Here is a 25,328-nt window from a genome sequence, read left to right on the forward strand (position 1 = left end):
CATGTTGCAACCTAAACGTACTAAGTTCCGTAAGGTTCAAAAAGGCCGTAACACTGGTCTAGCGCACCGTGGTAGCACTGTATCTTTCGGTTCTATCGCACTTAAAGCGACTGAACGTGGTCGTATGACTGCGCGTCAGATCGAAGCTGCGCGTCGTACAATCAGCCGTCGTGTTAAACGTGGTGGTAAGATCTTTATCCGTGTATTCCCGGACAAACCAATTACTGAAAAACCATTAGAAGTTCGTATGGGTAACGGTAAAGGTAACGTGGAATACTGGGTTTGCGAAATCAAACCAGGTAAGATCCTGTACGAAATGGAAGGTGTGAACGATGAATTAGCAACTGAAGCATTCAAGCTTGCTGCTGCTAAACTTCCGTTTAAAACCACTATCGTGACTCGGACGGTAATGTAATGAAAACTAAAGATCTACGTGAAAAGTCGGTAGAAGAGTTGAAAGCTTTGCTTGATGAGCAACAGCTTAACCAATTCCGTCTTCGTATGGCGAAAGCAACTGGTCAATTGGGCAAATCGCACGAAGTGCAAGTCGCTCGTAAAACTATTGCTCGTATTAAGACACTCCTTACCGAAAAACAGGGGAACGGACAATGAGTGATAAAACAGTCCGCACGTTAACCGGCAAAGTCGTAAGCGACAAAATGGACAAGTCTATTGTTGTGCTTATTGAACGTCGTGTTCAACACCCGTTGTATGGCAAATCAATCCGCCGTTCAACAAAATTACATGCTCATGATGAGAACAATACCGCTAAAATCGGTGATGTTGTAACTATCAAAGAAAGCCGCCCAATTTCTAAAACTAAGTCTTGGACTCTAGTTGAAGTTGTTGAAGCAGCTGCTGAGTAATTAACGTTCTTGTTGCATCATCGGTCAATTTCGAGTACTCTTTGAGCCTTTCGAAATTGTGACCGGTGATGCTCGGTTTTGGAGTAGGGCAATGATTCAAACCGAAACGATGCTCGACGTAGCAGACAACAGTGGTGCTCGCCGCGTACAATGTATTAAAGTACTTGGTGGTTCACATCGTCGTTATGCTTCTGTTGGCGACATTATTAAAGTTACTGTAAAAGAAGCAATTCCACGCGCACGTGTTAAAAAAGGTGACGTGATGAATGCTGTAGTTGTACGTACAAAATTCGGTATCCGTCGTCCAGATGGTTCTGTGATTCGTTTCGACGATAACGCAGCCGTTATTTTGAACAACAACAAAGCGCCGATTGCTACTCGTATTTTCGGACCAGTGACTCGTGAACTTCGTACTGAACAGTTCATGAAAATTATTTCATTGGCTCCTGAAGTTCTATAAGAGGCAATCATGGCTAAGATTAAAAAAGGCGATCAAGTAATCGTGATCGCAGGTAAAGAAAAAGGCAAACAGGGTACTGTTTTGTCAGTTTCTAATGACCGCGTTAAGGTTGAAGGCCTTAACCTGGTTAAGAAGCATCAAAAGCCGAACCGTGTTACTGGCGCTGAAGGCGGCATCGTAACTCAGGAAGCTTCGCTTCATATTTCAAACGTGGCAATTTTTAATGCTACAACCCAAAAGGCTGACCGTGTTGGTTACCAAACGATTGACGGCGTGAAAACTCGCGTTTACAAATCAAATGGTGAATCAGTGGCGGTAGCGAAGTAATAGGTTGAAATAGGCAATGGCCAGACTTAAAACACGTTACAACGACGAACTTAAAGCTCAATTACAAGAACAATTGGGCATTAAGAATGTGATGGAGATCCCTCGCATCACTAAAATCACTATCAACATGGGTGTTGGTGCAGCTGCTGCTGACAAGAAACTCCTTGATGGTGCTCTTTCTGATATGCAAGCTATCGCTGGTCAAAAACCAGTTCTTACGTTAGCTCGTAAATCTATCGCAGGTTTTAAAATCCGTGATGGTTGGCCGATTGGTTGTAAAGTTACTTTACGCGGCGAACGCATGTACGAATTCTTAGACCGTTTGATCTCTATCGCGATCCCTCGTATCCGTGACTTCCGTGGTTTCTCTGCGAAATCATTTGATGGTCGTGGTAACTACTCTATGGGTCTTAAAGAACAAATCGTTTTCCCTGAAATCGATTTCGATAAGATTGATCGTATTCGTGGTATGGATATTACCATCACTACGACTGCTCGCACCGATGACGAAGGCCGTGCGCTTATGCGTGCATTCGGCTTCCCGTTCAAATAAGAGGTCGATATGGCTAAGAAAAGTATGATTAATCGCGAATTGAAACGCGAAGCTACTGTTGCTAAATACGCTGCAAAACGTGCTGAATTAAAAGCTGTTATTGCAAACGTAAATGCAAGCGACGAAGAGCGTTTCGAAGCGATGATGAAGTTACAAGCATTACCACGTAATGCGTCTCCAGTGCGTCTTCGTAACCGTTGTGGTTTAACTGGTCGTCCTCATGGTTACTTCCGTAAGTTCGGTTTAAGCCGTAACAAATTACGTGACACAGTAATGCAAGGTGATGTACCTGGCGTTGTTAAGGCAAGCTGGTAAGGAGCGACTAGAATGAGTATGCAAGATACCGTTGCCGACATGTTAACTCGTGTTCGTAACGCACAAATGGCGAAGAAACAAACTGTTTCTATGCCTAACTCTAAGTTGAAAGTTGCGATTGCAAACGTACTTCAACAAGAAGGTTACATTGCCAATGTAGAAGTTGCTGACGTTGAAGGCAAAGCAACTCTTACTTTGACATTAAAGTATTTCGAAGGCAAACCAGTTATCGAAACTGTGAAACGCGTAAGCCGTCCTGGTCTACGTCAGTATCGCGGTAAAGATGCACTTCCAAGCGTTAAGCAAGGTTTAGGTATTGCAATTGTTTCTACAAGCAAAGGCATCATGACTGATCGCGCTGCACGTGCTGCGGGCGTTGGTGGTGAAGTTATTGCTTTTGTTTCTTAATAGGTGATTCCTCATGTCTCGTGTGGCTAAAGCCCCAGTAACTGTACCTAACGGTGTAACAGTTACTCAGAACGGCCGGCAGGTCGAAGTGAAAGGCAGCAAAGGTACATTGTCTTTCAACCTGCATGCGCTGGTCGAGCTAAAACAGGAAGATGGTACTCTTCAAGTTGCTCCAGTAAAAGAGTCGAAAGACGCTTGGATGCAAGCTGGTACTGCTCGCGCTGTATTAAACAACCTTGTAAAAGGTGTGAACGAAGGTTTCGAACGTAAGTTACAACTGATCGGTGTTGGTTATAAAGCTGCGGTTAAAGGTACTGTTGTTAACCTTAACCTTGGTTTCTCTCATCCAATCGATTACAGCCTTCCTGAAGGTGTAACTGCAGAAACTCCTACTGCAACTGAAATCATCCTGAAATCTGCTAACAAGCAATTATTAGGTCAGGTAGCAGCTGAGATCCGTGGTTACCGTCCACCAGAGCCATATAAAGGTAAAGGTGTTCGTTATTCTGACGAAGTTGTACTTCGTAAAGAAGCTAAGAAGAAATAAGGCGCGAGGTTCTTATGAACGAAAAGAAACAATCCCGTTTGCGTCGTGCGAAAAGCACACGCTTGCACATCCGTGCATTGGGTGCGACTCGTTTGTGTGTAAACCGCACTCCGCGTCACATCTATGCTCAAGTTATCTCAGCAGATGGTGGCAAAGTTTTAGCGCAAGCTTCTACTTTAGATGCTACTTTACGTGCTGGTACAACTGGTAACGTTGAAGCTGCCAAGAAAGTTGGTGCTTTAATCGCAGAACGTGCGAAAGCAGCTGGTGTAACTAAAGTTGCATTTGACCGTTCTGGTTTTAAATATCATGGTCGTATCAAAGCCTTGGCTGATGCTGCTCGTGAAAACGGCTTGGAGTTCTAATCATGGCTAAAGTTGAACAAAACGAAGGTCTTGTTGAAAAGCTGGTAGCCGTTGATCGTGTTGCCAAAGTTGTTAAGGGTGGTCGTATCTTCTCTTTCACAGCATTAACTGTTGTGGGTGACGGTAATGGTCGCGTAGGTTTTGGTCGTGGTAAAGCGCGTGAAGTTCCAGCTGCTATTTCTAAAGCACTTGAAGCTGCTCGTCGCAACATGATTACTGTTGACCTTGTTGACGGTACTGTTCAGCATCCTATTCATGCTCGTCACGGTGCAAGCCGCGTTTACATGCAACCTGCTTCTGAAGGTACTGGTGTAATTGCTGGTGGTGCTATGCGTGCAGTTCTAGAGGCTGTTGGCGTGCGTAACGTATTAACAAAATGTTATGGCTCTACAAATGCTGCGAACGTAGTAAACGCGACTTTCAACGGTCTGCGTGATATGACTTCTCCTGAGAAAGTCGCTGCGAAACGTGGTCTGACTGTAGAACAAATTCAAGGGTAATCAATCATGAAAACGATTAAAGTTACCCAGACTAAATCTGCATCGCACCGCTTAAAAAATCACAAGCTTTGCCTGAAAGGTTTAGGTCTGCGTCGTATTGGTCATACTGTAGAAGTGCAAGATACGCCTTCTAACCGTGGTATGATCAACCAAGTCTACTATATGGTTAGTGTAGAGGAATAAGCCATGACTCTGCGTTTAAATGAACTTGCACCTGCAGAAGGTGCTAAACGTGAAAACCGTCGTCTGGGCCGTGGTATCGGTTCTGGCGTAGGTAAGACTGGTGGCCGTGGTGTCAAAGGTCAAAAATCACGTAAGAGCGGTGGCGTACGTCCAGGTTTCGAAGGTGGTCAAACTGCGTTATATCGTCGTTTACCTAAATTCGGTTTCACTAGCCAAATCGCTTTAAAAACTGCTGAAGTACGTTTATCTGAGCTTGCTAAAGTTGAAGGCGACATCGTTAGCCTAGAAACTTTAAAAGCGGCGAACGTTGTGCGTAAAGACATGATCCGTGCGCGTATCGTACTTTCTGGTGAAATTACTCGTGCTTTCACTGTTCAAGGTGTTGCATTGACTAAAGGCGCTAAAGCTGCTGTTGAAGCTGCTGGCGGTAAAGTCGAGGAGTAATCTCCAGTGTCTATGTCTCCTAGTTCTTCAGGTCATGTACATATGATGAAAGGCCAACCATTTCACGTGAAATATCGTGAAATTATTCGCCGAATGATGTTTCTCATTGGTGCGTTATTGGTATTTCGACTAGGAGCGCATATTCCAGTACCAGGCATTAATAATGCCGCACTTGAAAATCTTTTTAATGCAAACTCAGGTACTATCCTGGGTTTGTTTAACATGTTTTCGGGTGGTGCATTAGAGCGAATGTCGATTCTTGCTCTCGGGATCATGCCCTACATCTCTGCGTCGATTATCGTGCAGCTGATGTCAACCGTGGTTCCTTCGCTGGAAGCTTTAAAGAAAGAAGGCGAGCAGGGCAAGCGTAAGATTAATCAATATACGCGCCAAGGTACCTTGTTCCTTGCCTTAGTACAGGCAATCGGGATGTGTGCAGGTCTGATCAGTCAAGGGATTACCTTAACGTCAGGTCTTGCGTTTTACGTTCCGGCAGTCACCTCGCTGGTGGCGGGTACAATGTTCCTGATGTGGTTGGGTGAACAGATTACCGAACGTGGGGTGGGCAATGGTATTTCCATGATCATCTTCGCCGGTATCGTTGCCGGATTGCCAAATCTGATTTTGCAATCGCTATCTTCAGTCGATAATGGTCAAACCAGCCTGATTGGTCTGGTGATTTTTGGTCTGTTGTCACTGGCGGTACTGGCAGCCATTGTGTTTATCGAGAAAGCGCAACGTCGTATTCCGGTAAACTATGCTCAAAAACAGCAAGGTCGTCGTGTATTTACTGCACAGCAAACCCATTTGCCATTAAAAATTAATATGGCAGGTGTGATTCCGGCAATTTTTGCCAGCTCTCTGCTGTTGTTCCCGGCCAGTCTGGGTCAATGGGTAGGAAGTGCGGATCCTGATGCAGGGATTATCAAGCGTAGCTTGCAAGATCTGGCACTCGTATTGTCGCCTGGACAGCCATTGTATTTGGTGCTCTTTGGTGCGTTAATTATCTTTTTCTGTTATTTCTATACCGCGCTAGTTTTTAGTCCGAAAGAAGTGTCAGAGAACTTGAAACGCAGCGGAGCTTATGTGCCTGGTATTCGCCCAGGTGAGCAAACTGCTCGTTACTTAGATCATATTCTCAATCGTTTGACCTTTATTGGTTCGATTTATATCACAGTGGTCTGCTTGATGCCGATGGTATTGCAGAGCTCGTTTGGTATTCCATTCTATTTGGGTGGTACCTCATTATTGATCGTTGTGGTAGTCGTGATGGACTTTATGGCTCAGCTTCAAGCACATCTCACCTCGCACCAGTACGATAATCAAACGTTAATGAGAAAAACGACTGCTCATCCTAAGGGATAAGCGCACTTAGAGGTTTCATCATGAAAGTACAAGCTTCTGTAAAGAAAATTTGTGGTAGCTGTAAAGTTATCCGTCGTAATGGGGTTATCCGCGTAATTTGCAGCGCAGAACCTCGTCATAAGCAGCGTCAAGGTTAATCTGATCAAGACCTGTTGATTTCAGTAGGCTAATTAGGTTATTATCCGCCCCTCAAGATTTTTGTGGGGCGGTTGATTATCTTAACTGCCTTTTTGGAGAAAATTGAATGGCTCGTATTGCCGGTGTAAACATTCCGGATAACAAGCATGCTGTTATCTCTCTAACGTACATCTTTGGTATTGGTCGCCACACTGCTAAGAACATCTTAGCTGCTGCTGGTATCGCTACTACCACTAAGATCCGTGAATTAGATGACGCTCAGCTTGATGCGATTCGTGCAGAAGTTGCTAAGGTTCCGACCGAAGGTGACTTACGTCGCGAAATTTCCATGAACATTAAACGTTTAATGGATTTAGGCTGCTACCGCGGTCTTCGTCATCGTCGCAGCTTGCCTGTCCGTGGTCAACGCACCAAAACTAACGCACGTACCCGTAAAGGTCCGCGCAAACCAATTAAGAAATAAGATTTCTGGAAGCTAAAAGATGGCTAAAGATACTCGCACACGCAAGAAGGTCACCCGTACCGTCTCTGAAGGTGTTGCACACATTCACGCTTCTTTTAATAACACCATTGTGACTATTACCGATCGTCAAGGTAATGCACTGGCTTGGGCCACTTCAGGTGGACAAGGCTTCCGTGGATCACGTAAATCAACTCCGTTTGCTGCTCAGGTAGCTGCTGAAGTTGCTGGTAAAGCTGCTTTAGATTACGGTTTGAAAAACTTGGACGTCCTTGTAAAAGGTCCTGGTCCAGGTCGTGAGTCTGCGGTTCGTGCATTAGGTGCAGTGGGTTATAAAATTAACAGCATTACCGATGTGACTCCAATTCCTCACAACGGTTGCCGTCCACCTAAAAAACGTCGCGTGTAAGGAGAAACATTCATGGCTCGTTATATTGGTCCAAAATGCAAACTCTCTCGCCGCGAAGGGACAGACCTGCAACTAAAATCTGGCGTTAAACCATTTGACGTCAAAACTAAAAAACACGCTAAAGCTCCTGGTCAACATGGCCAAGCGCGCGGCAAACAATCTGAGTATTCACTACAATTACGTGAAAAACAAAAAGTACGTCGTATGTACGGTGTTTTAGAGCGTCAATTTAGTAATTACTATAAAGAAGCAGCTCGTGTTAAAGGCGCAACAGGTGAAAACTTGTTGAAATTGCTTGAAAGCCGTCTTGATAACGTCGTTTATCGCATGGGTTTTGGTTCTACACGTGCAGAAGCTCGTCAGCTTGTATCTCACCGTAGCATTACTTTGAATGGCCGTCGTGTTAACATCGCGTCTATCCAAGTTAAAGCTGGTGACGTGATCGCAGTTCACGAAGGTGCTAAACAACAATTACGTATCAAAAACGCAATTGAATTAGCTGCTCAACGTGGTATCCCTTCTTGGATGGAAGTTGATCATGCTAAATTAGAAGGTACGTTCAAAGCTGCACCAGATCGTTCTGATTTACCTGCTGAAATCAACGAAAGCTTGATTGTAGAATTGTATTCTAAATAATCCTTGAGGTAGCAATAATGACGCGTACTGCAAATGAGTTTCTAACTCCGCAAGCGATCAAGGTCGAAGCGGTTAGCGGGACCTCGGCAAAAGTTATTCTGGAACCATTAGAGCGTGGCTTTGGTCATACTCTTGGTAATGCTTTACGTCGCATCCTTCTTTCTTCTTTACCTGGCGCAGCTGTGGTTGAAGTTGAAATTGAGGGTGTTGAGCACGAGTACAGTACCTTAGAAGGCTTGCAGCAGGACATCGTCGAGCTCTTGCTGAACCTGAAAGGATTGTCTATTAAGCTATTCGATCAAAATGAAGCTTATTTGACATTGGAAAAACAAGGTCCAGGTGACGTTACTGCAGCTGACCTTCGTTTACCGCATAATGTTGAAGTGGTTAACCCTGAACACTTGATCGGCACTCTAAGTGCATCAGGCGCGTTAAAAATGCGTTTGAAAGTGGCTCAAGGCCGTGGTTATGAAACATCTGACTCACGTTTCCCAGAAGGTGAAACTCGCCCAGTGGGTCGTTTACAGTTAGATGCTTCTTATAGCCCGATCAAACGTGTGTCATACATCGTAGAAAATGCGCGTGTAGAACAACGTACTGACCTTGACAAGCTGATCATTGATCTTGAAACCAACGGTACTGTTGATCCTGAAGAAGCAATCCGCAAAGCGGCAACAATCTTGCAACAACAAATTGCAATCTTTGTTGACCTTCAGAAAGATCAGGCACCTGTGGCTCAAGAACCTCGTGAAGAAGTTGACCCAATTTTGCTTCGTCCAGTAGATGATCTAGAGCTTACTGTTCGTTCTGCTAACTGTTTGAAAGCAGAAAATATTTACTACATTGGTGATCTTGTACAGCGCACCGAGGTTGAGTTACTTAAAACACCTAACCTGGGTAAAAAATCGCTTACTGAGATCAAAGATGTTCTGGCATCGAAAGGCTTGCAGCTCGGCATGCGTTTAGAGAACTGGCCACCAGCTAGTCTCCGCATGGACGACCGCTTCGCTTATCGTAGCCGTTAATTAAGTAGGACTATTCACCATGCGTCATCGTAATAGTGGTGTGAAATTAGGCCGTACCAGCAGCCACCGTAAGGCGTTGTTCCAAAACTTAACCAATGCTTTAGTTGAGCACGAGTTAATTAAAACAACTTTGCCTAAAGCGAAAGAACTTCGCCGCGTTGCTGAGCCTTTAATCACTTTAGCTAAAAACGATACAGTTGCAAACCGTCGTTTGGCGTTTGCTCGTACTCGTAATGCAGCAACTGTTGGTAAATTATTTACCGTTCTTGGCCCTCGTTACAAAGAACGTAACGGCGGTTATCTACGTGTTCTTAAAGCGGGCTTCCGTGCAGGTGATGCTGCACCGATGGCTTACGTTGAACTTGTAGATCGCGAAGTTAAATAATTTCGCAAGAGCAGTTCAGTTGTTCTAAAAAAGGTCGGTTTTTTAAACCGGCCTTTTTTTTATGGCCAGTTGTCAGACAATTTTTCTGTTGTGTCCCGAATTGATATAAATTTTATCGCTTTTTATCAAACTTGACATTGAGTATTGTCAAATTTGTGCTTTAATAAAAACAGAACGTTGAACAGGTATAAAAACAAAATGGACAAGCATGTTGATATTCTGATTGTGGGTGCGGGCATCTCTGGTATTGGTCTGGCCGCGCATCTTTCCAAACACTGCCCGCAGCGCACCTTTGAAATTATCGAGCGTCGTGAGAGCTTTGGGGGCACTTGGGATTTATTTAAATATCCGGGTATTCGTTCCGATTCGGATATGTCGACCTTTGGCTTTAATTTTAAGCCCTGGACGCAAGACAGCATTCTGGCTGATGGCGCTTCAATTAAGAACTATCTGTCAGAAGTGATTGCAGAGTATCAACTGAAATCCAAAATTCATTTCCAGCATCGGGTGCTGTCTGCCAATTATGATAGCCAGACCCAGAAATGGTCTGTCGTGATTGAAAATGCACAGGGCAAAAAACAGACCTGGATCGCCAATTTTGTTCTGGGGTGTACCGGTTATTACAATTATGATCAGGGCTTCCAGCCGGATTTCCCGAATCAGTCGGCATTTAAAGGTACTTTTATTCATCCACAGCATTGGCCGGAAAACTTCGATTATTCTGGTAAAAAAGTGGTGATTATTGGCAGTGGTGCCACTGCCATTACCTTGGTGCCTGCAATGGTCAAAGGCGGTGCAGCGCATGTCACCATGCTGCAGCGCTCACCGACCTATATTGCTTCCATTCCATCGGTAGATTTTATCTATAACAACATGCGCAAGGTGTTGCCGGAGGAGCTGGCTTATAAGCTGACGCGGGCACGAAATATTGGTATGCAACGCGGTGTGTATGCGCTGGCACAGAAACAGCCGAAGCTGCTGCGTAAATTTTTATTAAAGTCAATTGAGATGCAGCTGAAAGGCAAAGTGGATATGAAACACTTTAGCCCGAGCTATAATCCATGGGATCAGCGTCTGTGTGTGGTGCCAGATGGAGATTTGTTTAAAGTGCTGCGTGAAGGGCAGGCCAGTGTTGAAACCGACCAGATTGAAGCCTTTACCGAACAGGGCATCCAGTTAAAATCTGGCAAACATCTCGACGCAGATGTGATTGTGTCGGCTACCGGTCTGCAAATTCAGATTTTAGGCGGGGTTAAAGCCACCATTGATCATCAGCCTTTGGATACCTCGAAACATATGCTGTATCAGGGTGTGATGGTCAGCGATGTGCCGAATATGGCCATGATTATTGGCTATATCAATGCCTCCTGGACTTTAAAAGTTGATATTGCTGCAGATTATATCTGCCGTCTGATTAATCATATGGATCAGCAAGGCTATACCGAAGTGATTGCGGAAGGTGATCCTTCAGAGTTGATGGAAGACACTGTGATGGGTAGTTTAACTTCGGGTTATATTGCCCGTGCCGCGAATGTGATGCCAAAGCAGGGTAAACATGCGCCTTGGCGGGTGAGCAATAATTACCTGAAAGACCGTAAGGATTTAAAACAGGCTTCATTTGCTGATCCGGTGCTGAAGTTCCGTAAAGCAGTCAGTGAGTCTGCACGTAAACCTAAACTGGTGTCTTAAGCACACATCATCATGATCGTGCAATGAACAAAGGAAGCTCAATTGAGCTTCCTTGTTGTTTATATCGGGTTCTACGCTTGTAATGCGTTATAGGGAGCGGGAAATCAGCTCTTTCATAATTTCATTGGTACCGGCATAAATCCGGTTGGCGCGATTGTCTAAATACGCACGGGCAATCGGATATTCCAGCATATAGCCATAGCCGCCATGCAATTGCAGACATTCATCCACCACTTTGGAAAATAGCTCCGAGATTTTGTATTTGGCCGCCGCTGCTGCATCAACACTTAGCTGATCTTCGAGCTGCAGTTCCATACACCGGTCCAGATAGGCACGGCAAAAATCAATTTCAGTGCGCATTTCCGCCAGTTTAAAGCGGGTATTCTGAAAGGCGCCAATCGGTTTACCAAAGACTTTACGTTCTTTGGTGTATTGTAGGGTATGCGCAAAGGCTGCTTCGGCACCGGCCTGACAGATAATCGCCACAATCATGCGTTCCCAGGCCAGCTCTTTCATCAGCATGATAAAGCCCATACCTTCCATCCCGAGCAGGTTTTCTTTGGGCACTCGCACATTGTCAAAAAACAGCTCGCAGGTGTCCTGACCTTTCATGCCAATTTTATTCAGCGGTTTGCCTTTGCTAAAACCGGCACGATCTGCCTCGACCATAATCAGTGACAGGTTGGCCGAACCTTTGTCGCTATTGCCGGTTTTACACACCACAATCGCCATATCGCATAAATAGCCATTGGTAATAAAGATTTTTGAGCCGTTAATGACGTATTCATCGCCCTCTAAAACTGCCGTGGTGCGTACTGCCTGTAAATCTGAGCCTGTGCCCGGTTCGGTCATGGCAATGGCGGTGACCACTTCACCTGTCGCCATTTTCGGCAACCAGTGCTGTTTTTGCTGTTCGTTGCCAAAATTATGAATATAGTTGGCGACAATATCGGAATGCAGCGAGAAGCCGGTGGCCGAGTCGCCGGCATAGGCCTGTTCTTCAATCAGGATCATGCTGTAGAGGCGATCTACCCCGGAGCCACCATACTGCTCTGGCATGGTGGTACACAGCAGCCCCAGTTCACCGGCCTTGTTCCATAAATCGCGGTCTACATGCTGTTGCTGTTCATATTTTTCCGTATTCGGCAAAACTTCCTTTTCATAAAACTTGCGCACTGTATCACGGAATGCCTCATGCTCACTCTGAAATAATTTTCGTGGCAACATGTTGTTGAGTGGGCGAATTGCAGCAGATTGCATGGTTAGAGTTCCTTCACTTATTTTTATGCCTTGAAACTAAAGCAAACAGAGCCGGCAGTACAATGTGCAGAAACATCATTTCTGGCTTTTTGCTGGCGGTTTTGGTCAGTCCGATAAATTCATCGAAACTTTTTCTGGGCTGGGTTAAACTAATTGCGATATCAATATGATGTGGACCAAACCATGAGTGAAGACATTAGCTTAGAAGAGCGTAAAGTGATTTATCGTGCCCGTCGCGGTTTAAAGGAAATTGATGTCTACTTTGATCCTTATGTGAAAAACTATTATTTAACCGCTGATCCGGAAGAAAAAGCCACGTTTGCGGCGCTGGTTGAACAGGAAGATCCGGATTTACTGGACTGGTTTATGGAAGTGTCTGAACCGCCACGCCCGGAAATGCGCGAGCTGATCCGTAAATTAAAACACTATGTCCACGGCTAAGCGCGACTTTCAGCTGAAACCGAGCCGTCTGGCGCTGCTGTTTCAGCTGAGCCTGCTGATTCTATTTTCTGTTTTAAGTTTTCAATTATTACATCCGCTGCTTTGGCTGCTAGGTCTGCTCCTGGCGGCTGTCAGTTATTACGGGTTTCAGCGACGCTCCCAATTAACCGCCTTGGCGCATTTAGATGGGGCAGAGTGGAGTCTGCAGTTTAATTCTGGCTCCAAGATTCAACGCGGTCTGCTCGAGCATATTCTGGATCATCAGCTGTATCTGGTGCTGTATTTTCATCATGCACCGGTCAAATCTGCAGTCATCTGGCGTGACCAAGTTTCGTTTGCAGAGTGGAAAGCCTTAAAAACATTGGCAAAAACCATCTAATTGTCAGACAGTTGTATATTTTAATATAAAAATAAGATATTGATTTTAAATAAATTTATAAAGTCTACCATTTTATTTGTCCTACACAGTCACGGTAAATTGGCAAAAAATACCGATTGTTGGACAAAAGTCTCTTGTGTTTGAAAATTATCCAGATATATTAAAGACACCAACAGCAAACAGGGAAATCGCCAGGGTGATCGCCACGTGAATGTTTCTGGTCATCGCAATTGTGTTCAATTGTGGTTGGATAATGAGGAAGCTTGTTGAAGGAACGAATTGCACCAATAAAATGCCCGTAATCGGGTTCCAGTTAATAAGTAGCATGTGCTGAACCGTCGCAATGCTACTTTTTTTTGCCTAAAATTTGGCTTTCCTGCAAATTCAGTCAATTTTCTTGCCTGCTTTTCATGTCAAAGTACAGCTCTCAGATTAGAGTAAATGCTCTTTTATTCAGATAATGCATCTGATATGTTTGTTGCCATGGACATAAACACAATTATAGAGGACAGGAAAATGTCGCAAGTCCAAAAAATCTGCCAGGGTGTGGCGGTTATTGCATTCACAACAACACTTCTTTCCGGCTGTTCACAAGTGGTGAAAACCGGTGCCAATGTGGCTTTAGGTTTTACAGAAAAACATATTGTTCCTCCCATTCTGGCTATGGATGATGCCGAAATGGTCTGTAGCAGCGGCAATTCCTTGACCCCTGCAATTATGGCCACCAAAGATATGGGGGCAGACCCGACCCGGGTTGCGGTGCTGATGTATTCAGCCGCCGGTATCTGTGCGGAAAACCGTGCCCTAGATGCCGAGCTGCGTTATTTGCGTGCGTCAAAAGCCGGACAGGTCAGTGAAGCGCAAGATGCCCGGATTGAACAGAAACGCTGGGCGGCTATTGCGGCACAGCGCCAATATACCGGTTATCAGTTATTCCAGAATCGCTGGGAAAAGAAATACAGAAAACCACTGGGTGAAGGCTGCCCGAAAATGAACAGCGATATTGATCAGACCGTGTATTTGCTTGGCATGATCAGTGGTTTACAGGCCATGACCAATGATATTAACTCTGGCGGTGCGGTGCATGTGCCTAAAGATATTGCTGCCGTGGTCGAGCGTGGCATGACCTGTCTGAACAATGAAAAATTCTGGGGTGCACCACAAGCCACCCGTGCCGTGATCTGGACCTTGTTGCCAGGTGCGGGAGATGGCAAACCGGAGCCGTATCAGACCCTGAAACAGTCGATGCAAATTGGTGAGCAGAAAGGTGTGCGCCTGTCGCATGCCCTGTATGCAGTGGCCGCGCAGGCCAGCGGCGATGATGCCAAGATTCGTGATGCGCTAAAATCATTTGCGGCTGCACGCACCGAAGAAAAACCAATTAACCCGCAATTCAAGCTAATTGACAGCATGGCTGCCACCATGGTGCAGGGGATTTCAGACCGTTACTGGACTGAAAATACCGGGGTACGTACTGCCGATGATGGCATGAGCCGTTTCTGGGATGAGCAGGACAATGCGTCTGAACTGGATGATTTATTTGGTGAAGATACAAGCGCTGATCCAGATACGGAACTCAACAATCTGTAAATAGTCGCTACGAGGAGGACGCTTTATACTTAAAAGATTCAACAGGGACAACGACATGACACTTCATTTTTTCAGTAAGAAAATTATTTTTATTGCCGTGTTTATGTCGCTGGCGGCCTGTTTGCAGGTGTTTGCGGATCATTTTATTTATTGGCGTCCTGCTCTGTTACAAGAATTCTGGCGCTTGTGGACAGCGCATTGGGTGCATGTGGGCTGGGTGCATTATCTGCTGAATATTCTGGCCTTTGCCTGTTTGCCTTTTATTTTTCCGCGGGTCAAAACCTGGCATTTTGTCAGCCTGTTATTACTATTACCTCCGGCCATCAGTTTCAGTTTCTATGTCCTGTTTCCACATATTGAAGCCTATGCCGGCCTGTCTGGGGTGCTGCATGGAGCCTATATGGCGGTGGCGGTGGTGCATCTGCTTGATGCTCAAGAACGCCGGTTTGCTGCGCTGGTATTGCTGCTGATTCTGGCCAAACTGCTGTGGGAAAATACCTTTGGCAGTAAGGAAACGGCCGAGCTGATTGGCAGCCCGGTACTGGTCGAGGCACATTTGCTGGGCGTGATCTGGGGTGCGGGATTGGCGATGGTCTACCTGATCTATACCTACAGCTTGAAAAAGTGATCCGGTTGACCATTTCTACCAAAAAGAAAACGAATATTGTCATTTTAAATGAATTTACTTTGATGCACATTCGAAAAGAATGAAAACAAGATTTGAATAGCAGCAGGATGGCTGCTTGCTACAGGATGCGCGAAATACGGCCCTGTTGCCGTTTCCGAAAATAAAAAAACAGGAAGAAATATGTCAAATCAAGGACAACGCAGATCCGGACTGGATCTGCTCAGATATATATGGACAGAATGGATTTCTGCCTTTGTGATTCTGGTGCTGCTGCTGCTGACGCTTATCATTGGAACCGGTGAGATGATTCACGGCCAGCTGTTGCGTATGGGCGAACGTCTATACGGTGATCCTGCCACCGGTATGCAGTATTCATTCTTGCGCGCTGAACCAAGTGCCCCTGACTGTGACCGCAACCCGGATATTGACGGCCAGGTGCAGGCACAAATGAAAGCCAATGCGGCCGATGAATTTGCTGATATTTTTGGAACCCCGTCTGAATCGGATGTGCGTGCCTCAATTATGGCCGCGCAGCAGGTCTGTGAAGAAAAATATGTGTTTTATGATCAGGCTGTGCAGCATATGCAGGCGCATCCAAGTTTACGCACCTATCGCAGTGTAGAAACCACCTTCTTTGGCATCTTTAAATTTGGTACTGAAAACCGTGCCTTGCTGCTGGTGTTGATGGTGGTGTTTGCCGCGATTAGTGCCACTTTAAAAACCCATCATATTGGTTTACGTGGGCCTGCCACACGAATTGATTATCGGATATATACCACCTGCATGACCGTGGCCAATGCCTTTCTGGCGTTCTCGGCCTATAGCCAGTATCGTTCGGTGCTAAATTCCGGGGTGCCGATGACCGGTGAAATGCAGATCATTTACTGGTTGTGGATGATCCTGTTCAGTGCGCTGACCCTCATCAGTTTATGGCAGTTTATTCGCCCGCCTGCACCAACGCGAGAAGGGGGCAGTCTAGGTCTGGCTTTCCTGAGTGTACCACTGTATGCCTATATGGCCATTATTACCGGTATTGCCTTTACCTTCTTCATGGATTATCCAATGGGGCAGGGGATTTACCTGGGCCAGCTGGTGGAATTCTCCAGCATCTTCCTGAATCTGGCGCTGTTTATCTGGGCCGGTATGCTGCTGAAACAGACCCGTGTGGTGGATAAATTCCTGAACATCATGCGGCCATGGAATCTGGCACCCGAAACCCTGACCTGGTTAATCTTGATTGGTGCGGCATTACCGACAGCCTATACCGGTGCCTCGGGGATTTTTGTGATCGCGGCCGGTGCCATCATTTATAAAGAAGTCTGGAATGCTGGCGGGCGCCGTCAGTTTGCCCTGGCAGCAACGGCTTTATCTGGTTCGATGGGGGTAGTCTTACGTCCATGTCTGCTGATTGTGGTTGTTGCCTCTTTAAACAAGGAAGTCACCACCGATGTGCTGTACCACTATGGCGTGTATGTATTCCTGCTGACTACAACAATTTTCCTGGTGGTATCGCTGTTCTTTGCTGAAAGTAAGTTCCGGATTGCTTCACCAGCTGTGGCTGCACCACGATCTTTACGTGCCATGGGTGCGGTGGTGCCGTATGTGATTATTTTCGTGCTGATCTGGATGTTCTACAAATATGCGCTGGACACCAACCTGAACGAATTTACCGCACCGGTGATGATGCCCGTGATTCTGCTGTTAATTGTCCTGTTTGATAAATTGCGGCATGAACCGGCGCCAATTCCACCAGTAGGTCATTGGGATGAAAGCCTGACAGCAAAATATACCGATTCATCGCAACCGGCGCTGGCGACCGCCAGTGCAGTCAGTGGTGTGGAATACCGCGATGGCGTACATACTGCAACTGAGGATACTGGCATGTCGGCGGATCATAGCGTGGCGGTGTCCGAGCCGGAGCGTGAGGTTGGCTTCTGGAAGTCGATGCACATTTCCATTAGTGAAACCGTGGGGCATATTGGTGCACTGGTGATTTTGATGGCCTTATCGGTCAGTGTCGGCGGCTTCCTGGAACGGATTGAAATCATGGAAGCTTTCCCGACCGATATCAGTAGTACCTTTATTGTGATTAGCCTGATTGTGCTGGTGATGGTACTGGTCGGCATGATTATGGACCCGTTTGGTGCGGTCATCCTGATTTCTGCCACGGTGGCACCGGTAGCCTACCAGTATGGGATTGAACCGGTACATTTCTGGATGATTACCCTGATTGGCTTTGAAATGGGCTATATCACCCCGCCGGTCGCGCTGAACCACTTGCTGGCGAGGCAGTCGATTGGCGATGAAGAAGTGGCGGCGGCAGATGCCGAAGTGCGCCACAAATCCTTCTACTATCGTTTTGAGCGCTGGATTCTGCCGATTCTGGTGATTCTGCCAGCGATGCTGATCATTGCCTATGTACCATACTTCTTTAAACTGTTTGGCTGGTATCAGTAAGCCAGCCGTTCAACCGTGATGATGACCATACCCTGATCTTTTGCGAAAGGTCAGGGTATTTTTATGGCGCCTGTGTAGGACTGGCTTTTTTAAACAGCGGGCTGCACAGTAAAATCGCAATTAAAATCAGGCCAAAGCCGAGCAGGCTAGACAGATCTGGCAATTCCTGCCAGAACAAAAAGCCCCAGATGCCGGCAAAAATAATCGCAATATAATTTACCGGCCCAATCTGACCGGCAGGTGCCAGACTATAGGCCCGCGACATAAAAATCTGGCTGATATTGGCCAGCACCCCGGCACTGATCAGCAGGCCCAGTTCACTCGATTGATAGCTTCGCCATAGCCAGAACATTGGAATGACTGAAATCAGGGTGCCAATCAGGCAGAAATAAAACACAATCCGTTCTGGTGGTTCGGTTTGCGTCAGGGCGCGCACAGTGACAAAGGCCATTGCGGCCAGAAAACTGGCGCCAAGACCAATGATCGACAGATGATTGAACAGGCCGGCATCTGGTTTGGCCACACAGAGTACGCCCATTAGACCAAACAGGGCGGCGATCAGCATGGCTGCACTGACTTTTTCTTTCAGGAATAACCAGGCAATGAGCGGAATAAAGATCGGGGAAGAATAGGTAAACACCATCGCATTGGACAGTTTAAGCTGGGCAATGGCATAGAAAAAGCCATACATCGCCAGCAGACCGACCACACTACGCCAGGTATGCATCCACAGACGCCGGGTTTTAAAAAAGCCGAGGCCTTTATTGAACAGCAGCGGCAGAAAAATAAACAGGCCAATAAAATTACGGAAGAACACAATAGTGGCATTGTCGACCGTATGCGAGGCGTAGCGGATACACACGCCCATGAGCGAAAACAGAAAAGCAGAGAGGGTGAGTAAGCCAATGGCTTTGATCAGATCATGCTGAGGCGTGGAGGCAGTCATCATCAACCCGGGCGAGGAATAAGGATGTATTCTAGCCGATTTAACGCAGACTGCCGGTCATAATTATTGCTGTTTGAGCTGGGCTTCGAGCAGCTGAATCTGTTCTTCTTTCAGGCGAATCAGTTCATCAGCATCGGTGTGCTGGGCATTGAGCAGTGCGGCCTGATCATCCAGCTGTGCCTGCAGGTCTTCTAGTTTGGCCATTTCTTCTTTGGCCAGGGTCGCGTTGGTAGCAACCGGCTGTTTCAGAATATCTTCACTCACCAGTTGCTGTGGTACTTCTTCCAGCTGCACCGCTGGTTCTGCTTTGGCTTTAGCCGCAGGTGCGGCCGGCTGACTTAGCAGCTCGGCTTCAGGTGTTACCTCTGCACTCTGGTTTTGGCTCATCCATTGATAAGACAGCACCACAAGTACGATTACGATCAGGCCCCCAATAATGGCCCATAATAGTTTTGAGCTATTTCTCTGATCAAGCGTCATGAATAAATGAACCTTAATTTTTTTACTTAGGATGACGTGGTTTAAATTGAATCACACCCACTTCATCAGGCGCTGCCGGTGGCTGAGGTTCATCGACATGGGTTGGGCGATTTTCGCTATAGCCACAGTCGATACATTCAATCCATTCATCATCACCTGAGGTCAGCATGACCACCCGATCCATAGCCTGGCATTTTGGACATTTTGCGCCTGCAATGAAACGACGTTTGATGGTCATCATACTGATCCTGTGTTCAAATTAAGGCCCTAGTTTAAGCGTTTTTAATTGGCTTCGTCCAACCTTGATGACGCAATAATGCATCTATTTTTGGCTCGCGTCCGCGGAAATTGATAAACGCGTCAAGTGCTGAATCTTTTCCGCCAACTGCTAGAATAAACTGCCTGAACTGCTTTCCGGTGTCGGTGTTAAATACCCCTTCATTTTCGAAGCGATCGAAGGCATCGCTGGCCAAAACTTCGGCCCATTTATAGGAATAATAACCGGCCGCATAGCCCCCCGCGAAGATGTGACTGAAGCTATGCTGGAAGCGGTTGTAATCGGTGGTTGGCACCACCGCATATTTATACCGGATTTCATTCAGCACATCCTGAATCTGGCTGGCGGTCAAGGCCGGAGTCATGCAGTGAATATTCAGGTCAAACAGGGCAAATTCCAGCTGGCGTAAGGTCTGCATGCCGGACTGGAAGAAGCGCGCATTCAGCAGCGCCTGCAGTAAATCATCCGGCAGGGTGGCCTGTGTGTCGATATGCTGACTGAGTACATCCAGGCTTTCTTTGTCCCAAGCCCAGAATTCCATAAACTGGCTTGGCAGTTCCACCGCATCCCAGGCTACGCCGTGAGTGCCGGCCACCGCAATGTTGTCGACTTCCGTCAGCATATGATGCAGGCCATGCCCAAATTCATGGAATAAGGTCAGTACTTCATCATGGGTCAGTAAGGCCGGCTGATCCCCCACGGGCGGGGTGAAGTTACAGACCATATAGCAAATTGGCTGTTGCAGGCCCTGGCTTTGCTGCATGCGCGAACGGAAACCGCTCATCCAGGCGCCGCCGCGTTTGCCCTGACGGGCATACAGGTCAAAATAGAAACCGCCAATTACCTGACCCTGATCTTGCAGTTCAAAATAACGGGCGTCTGGATGCCAGACTGGTGCTTCACGCTCGATAATATCCACATCGTATAGACGTTTAACGATGCTAAATAAGCCATCAACCACTTTTGGCGCCGGGAAATACGGTTTCAGTGCTTCCTGAGACAGATTGAACTGGGCCAGTTTCAGCTTTTCTGAATAGAAACTGGTATCCCACGGTTGCAGCTGCTGAATGCCATCTGCTGCGGCAATGGCTTTCAGTTCGGCAATTTCCTGTTCAGCCGGCTGACGGGCATGTTCGGCCAGCTCAACCAGGAACTGCTCAACTGCTTCGACACTTGGTGCCATTTTGCTGGCTAATGACAGTTCGGCATAGTTGTTAAAGCCGAGCAGCTGGGCCATTTCCTGACGCAGGCTTAAAATTTCTTCCATCACCGCGGTATTGTCAAAGGCCTGATCGGCCGACTGGTCAGAAGCACGGGTGGTATAAGCCTTATATAACTCTTCACGCAGGCTGCGATCTTCAGCATAGGTCATAATGGCCAGATAGGACGGGAAATCCAGCGTCGCAACCGGCTGCTCCAGCTCACGTTGCTGGCCATACTGCTTGAGTAATTCCACACTGCTGGCAGGCAGGCCGGCTAGTTGTGCTTCTGTGAGCGGTTTAAAGTAAGCCTGTGTTGCATCCAGTACATGGTTGGAAAAGTCAGAGGACAGCTGCGACAGGCGCGCTGAAATTTCCGCATAGCGTTTTTTCGCTTCACCTTCTAAGGCCACACCTGACAATTTAAAGTCACGCAGTGCCAGTTTAATTGCGCTTTGTTGCGCTGCGGGTAAGTCATTAAACGTCACTGCATCATGAACCTGCTGATAGGTCTGATACAGCACCGTGTGCTGACCGAGCTGGGTATAGTATTCGCTCAGGCCAGGTAACAGTGCCTGATAGACTTCACGGGTTTCGGCATTGTTCATCACCGCATTCAGGTGCGAGAGTACGCCCCAGCTTTCGCTCATCTGGTTTTCCAGATGATCGACCTGCGCCAGAACCTGCAACTGTGCATCGCTACTGGCCGGAATGTCTTGGAGTTGCTGTAAAAAGGTCTGCCCTTGGGTGATGGTCTGTTCAACCTGTTGTTTTAATTGGGGCAGCGTAATCTGGTCAAACTGGGGTACTGGCAGGGTTGCCTGTTCTAATGTCATGTCGGTCTGCCGATTTATTTCCTGTGTTATTTGTAGAAGTAAGGCTTCTAGAAGGATAAATCAAGCCTTGGGTGCTATTTATTCTGTGTTGCTTTGACAATTTGGATGGATTCGATCTTTTTGATGTAAGTCCCAAATTGCCCTTGGATGACGGACAGCTTTATCTGTAAAACCTGATTTTTATAGTGTTCATATTCATTTGAACTGAGTCGAAAAATACCAGATCCATCATACGCTGTATCCAAAAAATAGCTGACGCCATGTTTATATGTCTGCTCTTTCACTGCACTTGTCTCAACGGTCACGACACTAGGTGTACCAAAAACAAGGGTATGCAGTAGAGGGGGATAAAACACCAGATTCAAATAACAAATCAAAATTGCAAAAAGAGGCAGTAGCAGTAAGAAATAGAATTTCGGTTTTTTCTTTGCATTTTTCCATGTGCGGGGAATGACCCATTCACCCTGTCGATGGAGCATATAAAAGTAGATCAAAATCACCAAATACATAACGATTGCTAAAATGAAAGCACATATTTTGACGTGATCCGTTGGGGTGAAATCTAAGCTAAAGATGGCAAAAAGCGCTGAGATCGTCAGCAAGAAAAATGCGAACAAGACATAGTTGTGATAATAATATTTCGAGATCTTTTGCGGATTCATTGTTTTTAAGTAGCTTATTTTTATATGGATATATTAAAACAAAAAGAGCGCCGTAGCGCTCTTTTTATTTAGCAAAAATCATTCACCCTTTGCTTTGGCATTGGACTTTTTCTTTTTCACTTTGGCTTTTTTCTTGACCTTGTCTTTGCTTTCGGCCTTGGCGGTGACTTTTTTCGCCGGCTTTTTGCCATAAGAACTCGGTTTGGATTTGGTCTTTTTCTTCTTCAATGGCTGTTCGCCATCTTCACTCACGGCAAGTTTGACTGGACGATCATGAAAGATTTCTTCGGTGGCTTCAGCACGCGGCGCAGCTTTGGCCACGCGTGGGGCACGGCTGCGGATAGCACGACCGGCATGGGTCAATTGCTTGACCAGCTCGAAATCAATCTTGCGTTCTTCCAGGTTGACTCCGGCCACTTTAACTTTCACTTCATCGCCCAGGCTAAAGGTCTGACCGCGTGACTGACCGACCAGTGACTGGCTGGCCTGATCAAACATAAAGAAGTCATCGCCCAGCTGGCTGACGTGAATCATGCCATCGACATACAGGTCTTTCAGCGTGACAAACAGACCAAATTCGGTCACGGCAGAAATTACCCCGACAAATTCTTCGCCTAAATGCTGCTGCATATAATGACATTTCAGCCACATGGTCACAGAGCGGGAGGCTTCATCGGCACGGCGTTCGGTTTGCGAGAAATGCTCACCGGCATCATCCAGCTCGGCACCCGAAATCGGATATGGTTTCTGGGCCAGATGCGCTTTAATGGCACGGTGCAAGAGCAGATCCGGATAACGGCGAATTGGCGAGGTGAAGTGAGTATAGGCTTCATAGGCCAGACCATAGTGGCCGGCATTGGCCGCGCCGTAATAGGCCTGCATCATCGAGCGTAACAGCACCGCATGAATACTTGGCGCATCAATGCGGTCTTTGGTGGCATCAATCACGGCCTGATAATCGGCCTGGGTTGGCTGTTCCGGGAAATTCAGTCCCAGCAGTTTTACAAATTCACGAACTTTCTGAATCCGTGAAAACTCCGGTGGTTCATGCACACGGTACAGCATCGGAATATCATTTTTGAGCGCAAATTCTGCCGCCGCCACGTTGGCCAGCAACATGCACTCTTCAATCAGTTTATGCGCATCATTACGGGTTCGTGGCAGGATTTCCTGAATTCCGCCGAGTTCGTCGAAGGTCATATAGGTTTCGACGGTTTCAAATTCCATAGCATGACGCTGGGCACGTAAACCTTTGAGTACCTGATACAGCTGAAACAGGGTATTCAGCGATTTGCGTACATCCCGGTCTTCCGGAATGGCAGCGCTGTCGCCGTCAAAATATTGCGCCACCTGGGTATAGGTCAGACGGGCTTTGGAATGCATTACCGCAGGATAGAATTCGAATTTGGTCACCCGGCCGGCACGGGACAGGTTCAGGTCACAGACCATACACAGACGATCTACCTGCGGATTCAGCGAACATAAGCCATTCGATAAGGCTTCTGGCAACATCGGCAAGACAAAATGCGGGAAATAGACCGAAGTGCCGCGTTCCTGGGCTTCATCATCCAGCGGTTTGCCCTTGCGGACATAGTGGCTAACATCGGCAATCGCGACCACTACGCGGTAGCCGCCCCCTGGACGTTTTTCTGCATACACTGCATCATCAAAGTCGCGGGCATCTTCACCATCAATGGTGACCAGAGCTAAATCACGTAAATCGACCCGGCCCTCACGGTCTTTGGCTGACGGTTCTTTAAAACTGTCGGCATCTTTTAAGACATTGTCCGGAAATTCATACGGCAAACCAAACTCTAAAATGGTTTGGGGAATGATGATTTCGGTGTCGGCTTTATCGGCCATCGACTGCACCACATGGCCGGTGGCAAATTCTTCACGGCTTGGATAGTCATCAATGGCAACGCGAACTGAATCGCCCAGGTTCAGTTTGGCATGTTCAACCAGCTCTTTTTCTAAAGTCACCGGCTGATGGCTGTTCGGATTGCCCGGCTGAATAAAATATTCACCGTCATACATCGACAGTTTGCCAATGATCTGTTTCACACGGCGCTGCTGGACTTCGGTAATAAAGCCCCAGGCTTTGCCTTTGCGATCGACCGAGGTCTGGCGCACTTTAACGCGGTCGCCATTAAACACCAGACGCAATTCACGCTCGGGTAGCAGGATGTCATTTTGTCCGTCAATATGGGCAGAACCGAGACCCTTGCTATTAATGTAGACCGTGGCTTCATGGGTAGGCTGCTCGGCGGCAAGCTGGAACTTGAATCCGTCTTTCATGAGCTGGCCATCACGCACCATGGCAATTAAGCGGTGGCTCAGGGCATCAATACTTTTCTGATCGGCAATTTCAAAATATTCAACCAAGTCGGCATGCGACTGGGCCTGTTGCAGTTTTTCAATACTTTCAAGAATCAGTGTGCGACTTGGAATCGGATTATCGTAACGTTCGGCTTCAGCTTTTGCTTCAGGATCGACCCAGTTTTTCATCATGTCTTTGGCTTCAAGTCAGAAGATAGGTTTAGCATAAGTCATGCAGCGTCAGACTGCACGTAAATGATTGCAATAATGTGTTTTAAGTCTTTATTTTAAGATGATTGCGAGTAGATAAAATCACATTCCCCATAAATTTTGCAGAAAATGCCAGGCTAGAAGCAATAAATTGTTTAAAAAATATTTAATTGAGCAAAAAACTGCAAAAAATAGAGTGACTGCGCTTGCAGTGCTACAGTTAAATTTGTATTATGGCGGCACGTTACGGTGAGATGGGTGAGTGGCTGAAACCACGTCCCTGCTAAGGACGCATACGGGCAACTGTATCGAGGGTTCGAATCCCTCTCTCACCGCCACTTTACTTATGTCGCGCTCATAGCTCAGCTGGATAGAGCACTTGGCTACGAACTAAGGGGTCGGGAGTTCGAATCTCTCTGAGCGCACCAATAAGTAAACCGGGAAATAACGCAGTCTGATATAGACGACACAAGTGACGCGCTCATAGCTCAGCTGGATAGAGCACTTGGCTACGAACTAAGGGGTCGGGAGTTCGAATCTCTCTGAGCGCACCAACTTGAACAATTAAC

At 46.8% G+C, this 25,328-nt stretch carries 34 protein-coding genes and 3 tRNA genes; 29 read left to right on the forward strand and 8 right to left on the reverse strand.

Features of this window, described 5'->3' with window-relative positions; translation table 11 throughout:
* Position 1: 1 nt before the first annotated feature.
* From rplP to FTT64_RS04170, 21 genes are all read left to right on the forward strand, one after another.
* Positions 2 to 415 carry a 50S ribosomal protein L16 gene (gene rplP, locus FTT64_RS04070; RefSeq protein ID WP_005180280.1) on the forward strand — a complete coding sequence of 138 codons (414 nt, stop codon included), beginning with the start codon at positions 2 to 4 and terminating at the stop codon, positions 413 to 415.
* On the forward strand, positions 415 to 612 hold the full coding sequence (rpmC, locus tag FTT64_RS04075) for a 50S ribosomal protein L29 (protein ID WP_000849928.1): 198 nt from the start codon (positions 415 to 417) through the stop codon (positions 610 to 612). Before rplP ends, rpmC begins: the two co-directional genes overlap by 1 nt.
* Entirely contained in the window at positions 609 to 866 is a 258-nt protein-coding gene (gene rpsQ / locus FTT64_RS04080) for a 30S ribosomal protein S17 (protein ID WP_005180277.1), read from the forward strand. Before rpmC ends, rpsQ begins: the two co-directional genes overlap by 4 nt.
* Before the next feature lie 91 nt (positions 867 to 957).
* Entirely contained in the window at positions 958 to 1,326 is a 369-nt protein-coding gene (gene rplN / locus FTT64_RS04085) for a 50S ribosomal protein L14 (RefSeq protein WP_001982634.1), read from the forward strand.
* Positions 1,327 to 1,335: 9 nt separating this feature from the next.
* Complete coding sequence (gene rplX / locus FTT64_RS04090; protein ID WP_005180274.1) at positions 1,336 to 1,653, forward strand: 50S ribosomal protein L24; 318 nt, start codon at positions 1,336 to 1,338, stop codon at positions 1,651 to 1,653.
* Positions 1,654 to 1,669: 16 nt separating this feature from the next.
* Complete coding sequence (rplE, locus tag FTT64_RS04095) at positions 1,670 to 2,206, forward strand: 50S ribosomal protein L5 (protein ID WP_005180272.1); 537 nt, start codon at positions 1,670 to 1,672, stop codon at positions 2,204 to 2,206.
* A gap of 9 nt (positions 2,207 to 2,215) precedes the next feature.
* Positions 2,216 to 2,521 (forward strand): 30S ribosomal protein S14, encoded by a 306-nt coding sequence (rpsN, locus tag FTT64_RS04100; protein ID WP_005180266.1) that lies wholly within the window; start codon positions 2,216 to 2,218, stop codon positions 2,519 to 2,521.
* 12 nt (positions 2,522 to 2,533) lie between these two features.
* The gene (gene rpsH, locus FTT64_RS04105; RefSeq protein ID WP_005180264.1) at positions 2,534 to 2,929 is read left to right on the forward strand and encodes a 30S ribosomal protein S8; all 396 of its coding nucleotides are present in this window, start codon (positions 2,534 to 2,536) and stop codon (positions 2,927 to 2,929) included.
* Positions 2,930 to 2,942: 13 nt separating this feature from the next.
* Entirely contained in the window at positions 2,943 to 3,476 is a 534-nt protein-coding gene (gene rplF, locus FTT64_RS04110) for a 50S ribosomal protein L6 (RefSeq protein WP_005180261.1), read from the forward strand.
* Between the two features lie 14 nt (positions 3,477 to 3,490).
* A complete protein-coding gene (rplR, locus tag FTT64_RS04115) occupies positions 3,491 to 3,841 on the forward strand; it encodes a 50S ribosomal protein L18 (protein ID WP_005180260.1) in 351 nt (116 codons plus the stop codon).
* Positions 3,842 to 3,843: 2 nt separating this feature from the next.
* A complete protein-coding gene (rpsE, locus tag FTT64_RS04120; protein WP_005180258.1) occupies positions 3,844 to 4,341 on the forward strand; it encodes a 30S ribosomal protein S5 in 498 nt (165 codons plus the stop codon).
* 6 nt (positions 4,342 to 4,347) lie between these two features.
* The gene (rpmD, locus tag FTT64_RS04125) at positions 4,348 to 4,524 is read left to right on the forward strand and encodes a 50S ribosomal protein L30 (protein ID WP_005180256.1); all 177 of its coding nucleotides are present in this window, start codon (positions 4,348 to 4,350) and stop codon (positions 4,522 to 4,524) included.
* A 3-nt stretch (positions 4,525 to 4,527) separates the two neighbouring features.
* Entirely contained in the window at positions 4,528 to 4,968 is a 441-nt protein-coding gene (gene rplO, locus FTT64_RS04130) for a 50S ribosomal protein L15 (RefSeq protein ID WP_005180254.1), read from the forward strand.
* A 45-nt stretch (positions 4,969 to 5,013) separates the two neighbouring features.
* A complete protein-coding gene (gene secY, locus FTT64_RS04135) occupies positions 5,014 to 6,333 on the forward strand; it encodes a preprotein translocase subunit SecY (RefSeq protein WP_171065119.1) in 1,320 nt (439 codons plus the stop codon).
* Between the two features lie 20 nt (positions 6,334 to 6,353).
* On the forward strand, positions 6,354 to 6,470 hold the full coding sequence (gene rpmJ, locus FTT64_RS04140; protein ID WP_000867907.1) for a 50S ribosomal protein L36: 117 nt from the start codon (positions 6,354 to 6,356) through the stop codon (positions 6,468 to 6,470).
* Between the two features lie 107 nt (positions 6,471 to 6,577).
* Complete coding sequence (gene rpsM, locus FTT64_RS04145) at positions 6,578 to 6,934, forward strand: 30S ribosomal protein S13 (protein WP_005012957.1); 357 nt, start codon at positions 6,578 to 6,580, stop codon at positions 6,932 to 6,934.
* Positions 6,935 to 6,953: 19 nt separating this feature from the next.
* Positions 6,954 to 7,340 (forward strand): 30S ribosomal protein S11, encoded by a 387-nt coding sequence (gene rpsK / locus FTT64_RS04150; RefSeq protein ID WP_001040166.1) that lies wholly within the window; start codon positions 6,954 to 6,956, stop codon positions 7,338 to 7,340.
* A gap of 12 nt (positions 7,341 to 7,352) precedes the next feature.
* Positions 7,353 to 7,976 (forward strand): 30S ribosomal protein S4, encoded by a 624-nt coding sequence (gene rpsD / locus FTT64_RS04155; RefSeq protein WP_016658534.1) that lies wholly within the window; start codon positions 7,353 to 7,355, stop codon positions 7,974 to 7,976.
* A 17-nt stretch (positions 7,977 to 7,993) separates the two neighbouring features.
* Positions 7,994 to 9,001, forward strand: coding sequence for a DNA-directed RNA polymerase subunit alpha (locus FTT64_RS04160; protein ID WP_005180245.1), 1,008 nt, complete (start codon positions 7,994 to 7,996; stop codon positions 8,999 to 9,001).
* A 19-nt stretch (positions 9,002 to 9,020) separates the two neighbouring features.
* Complete coding sequence (rplQ, locus tag FTT64_RS04165; RefSeq protein ID WP_004754212.1) at positions 9,021 to 9,386, forward strand: 50S ribosomal protein L17; 366 nt, start codon at positions 9,021 to 9,023, stop codon at positions 9,384 to 9,386.
* A 198-nt stretch (positions 9,387 to 9,584) separates the two neighbouring features.
* On the forward strand, positions 9,585 to 11,075 hold the full coding sequence (locus tag FTT64_RS04170) for an NAD(P)/FAD-dependent oxidoreductase (RefSeq protein WP_005180241.1): 1,491 nt from the start codon (positions 9,585 to 9,587) through the stop codon (positions 11,073 to 11,075).
* 87 nt (positions 11,076 to 11,162) lie between these two features.
* Here the strand turns inward: FTT64_RS04170 and FTT64_RS04175 are convergent, their stop codons facing one another.
* Positions 11,163 to 12,335 carry an acyl-CoA dehydrogenase family protein gene (locus tag FTT64_RS04175; protein ID WP_180182046.1) on the reverse strand — a complete coding sequence of 391 codons (1,173 nt, stop codon included), beginning with the start codon at positions 12,333 to 12,335 and terminating at the stop codon, positions 11,163 to 11,165.
* Between the two features lie 183 nt (positions 12,336 to 12,518).
* Here FTT64_RS04175 and FTT64_RS04180 point away from each other — a divergent pair, with 183 nt between their 5' ends.
* Together FTT64_RS04180 and FTT64_RS04185 are read left to right on the forward strand one after the other, a co-directional pair.
* Positions 12,519 to 12,776 carry a succinate dehydrogenase assembly factor 2 gene (locus tag FTT64_RS04180; protein ID WP_005180238.1) on the forward strand — a complete coding sequence of 86 codons (258 nt, stop codon included), beginning with the start codon at positions 12,519 to 12,521 and terminating at the stop codon, positions 12,774 to 12,776.
* Positions 12,763 to 13,155 carry a hypothetical protein gene (locus tag FTT64_RS04185; RefSeq protein WP_005180237.1) on the forward strand — a complete coding sequence of 131 codons (393 nt, stop codon included), beginning with the start codon at positions 12,763 to 12,765 and terminating at the stop codon, positions 13,153 to 13,155. Before FTT64_RS04180 ends, FTT64_RS04185 begins: the two co-directional genes overlap by 14 nt.
* 147 nt (positions 13,156 to 13,302) lie before the next feature.
* On the opposite strand, the gene FTT64_RS04190 is transcribed toward FTT64_RS04185, so the two are convergent.
* Positions 13,303 to 13,482 (reverse strand): hypothetical protein, encoded by a 180-nt coding sequence (locus FTT64_RS04190; RefSeq protein ID WP_180182045.1) that lies wholly within the window; start codon positions 13,480 to 13,482, stop codon positions 13,303 to 13,305.
* A gap of 189 nt (positions 13,483 to 13,671) precedes the next feature.
* On the opposite strand from FTT64_RS04190, the gene FTT64_RS04195 reads away from it, so the two are divergent.
* The 3 genes from FTT64_RS04195 (at position 13,672) to FTT64_RS14575 (ending at position 17,830) form a co-directional block, all read left to right on the forward strand.
* Positions 13,672 to 14,745: a hypothetical protein gene (locus FTT64_RS04195; RefSeq protein ID WP_005180236.1), complete on the forward strand. Its 1,074-nt coding sequence runs from the start codon at positions 13,672 to 13,674 to the stop codon at positions 14,743 to 14,745.
* A gap of 55 nt (positions 14,746 to 14,800) precedes the next feature.
* On the forward strand, positions 14,801 to 15,373 hold the full coding sequence (gene rrtA, locus FTT64_RS04200; RefSeq protein WP_168393915.1) for a rhombosortase: 573 nt from the start codon (positions 14,801 to 14,803) through the stop codon (positions 15,371 to 15,373).
* Positions 15,374 to 16,387: 1,014 nt separating this feature from the next.
* On the forward strand, positions 16,388 to 17,830 hold the full coding sequence (locus FTT64_RS14575) for a TRAP transporter large permease subunit (protein ID WP_373686611.1): 1,443 nt from the start codon (positions 16,388 to 16,390) through the stop codon (positions 17,828 to 17,830).
* A 61-nt stretch (positions 17,831 to 17,891) separates the two neighbouring features.
* Here the strand turns inward: FTT64_RS14575 and FTT64_RS04210 are convergent, their stop codons facing one another.
* The 6 genes from FTT64_RS04210 to rnr form a co-directional block, all read right to left on the reverse strand.
* Positions 17,892 to 18,779, reverse strand: a complete 888-nt coding sequence (locus FTT64_RS04210; RefSeq protein ID WP_373685923.1) for a DMT family transporter — start codon at positions 18,777 to 18,779, stop codon at positions 17,892 to 17,894.
* 60 nt (positions 18,780 to 18,839) lie between these two features.
* Positions 18,840 to 19,256 (reverse strand): hypothetical protein, encoded by a 417-nt coding sequence (locus FTT64_RS04215; RefSeq protein WP_180182042.1) that lies wholly within the window; start codon positions 19,254 to 19,256, stop codon positions 18,840 to 18,842.
* Positions 19,257 to 19,278: 22 nt separating this feature from the next.
* Entirely contained in the window at positions 19,279 to 19,488 is a 210-nt protein-coding gene (locus FTT64_RS04220) for a YheV family putative zinc ribbon protein (RefSeq protein ID WP_171065117.1), read from the reverse strand.
* 40 nt (positions 19,489 to 19,528) lie between these two features.
* Positions 19,529 to 21,568, reverse strand: coding sequence for a M3 family metallopeptidase (locus FTT64_RS04225; RefSeq protein ID WP_180182041.1), 2,040 nt, complete (start codon positions 21,566 to 21,568; stop codon positions 19,529 to 19,531).
* A gap of 74 nt (positions 21,569 to 21,642) precedes the next feature.
* Positions 21,643 to 22,230 (reverse strand): hypothetical protein, encoded by a 588-nt coding sequence (locus FTT64_RS04230; protein ID WP_005180225.1) that lies wholly within the window; start codon positions 22,228 to 22,230, stop codon positions 21,643 to 21,645.
* Positions 22,231 to 22,308: 78 nt separating this feature from the next.
* Complete coding sequence (gene rnr, locus FTT64_RS04235; protein WP_180182040.1) at positions 22,309 to 24,741, reverse strand: ribonuclease R; 2,433 nt, start codon at positions 24,739 to 24,741, stop codon at positions 22,309 to 22,311.
* A 266-nt stretch (positions 24,742 to 25,007) separates the two neighbouring features.
* On the opposite strand from rnr, the gene FTT64_RS04240 reads away from it, so the two are divergent.
* The 3 genes from FTT64_RS04240 (at position 25,008) to FTT64_RS04250 (ending at position 25,313) form a co-directional block, all read left to right on the forward strand.
* Positions 25,008 to 25,097 (forward strand) — tRNA-Ser (locus tag FTT64_RS04240).
* A 13-nt stretch (positions 25,098 to 25,110) separates the two neighbouring features.
* Positions 25,111 to 25,187: transfer RNA gene (locus tag FTT64_RS04245), tRNA-Arg, on the forward strand.
* A 49-nt stretch (positions 25,188 to 25,236) separates the two neighbouring features.
* Positions 25,237 to 25,313 (forward strand) — tRNA-Arg (locus FTT64_RS04250).
* Positions 25,314 to 25,328: the final 15 nt, after the last annotated feature.

Source organism: Acinetobacter sp. Q186-3 (genome assembly GCF_013420655.1).
In the GTDB taxonomy this organism is placed as follows: Bacteria; Pseudomonadota; Gammaproteobacteria; order Pseudomonadales; family Moraxellaceae; genus Acinetobacter; species Acinetobacter indicus.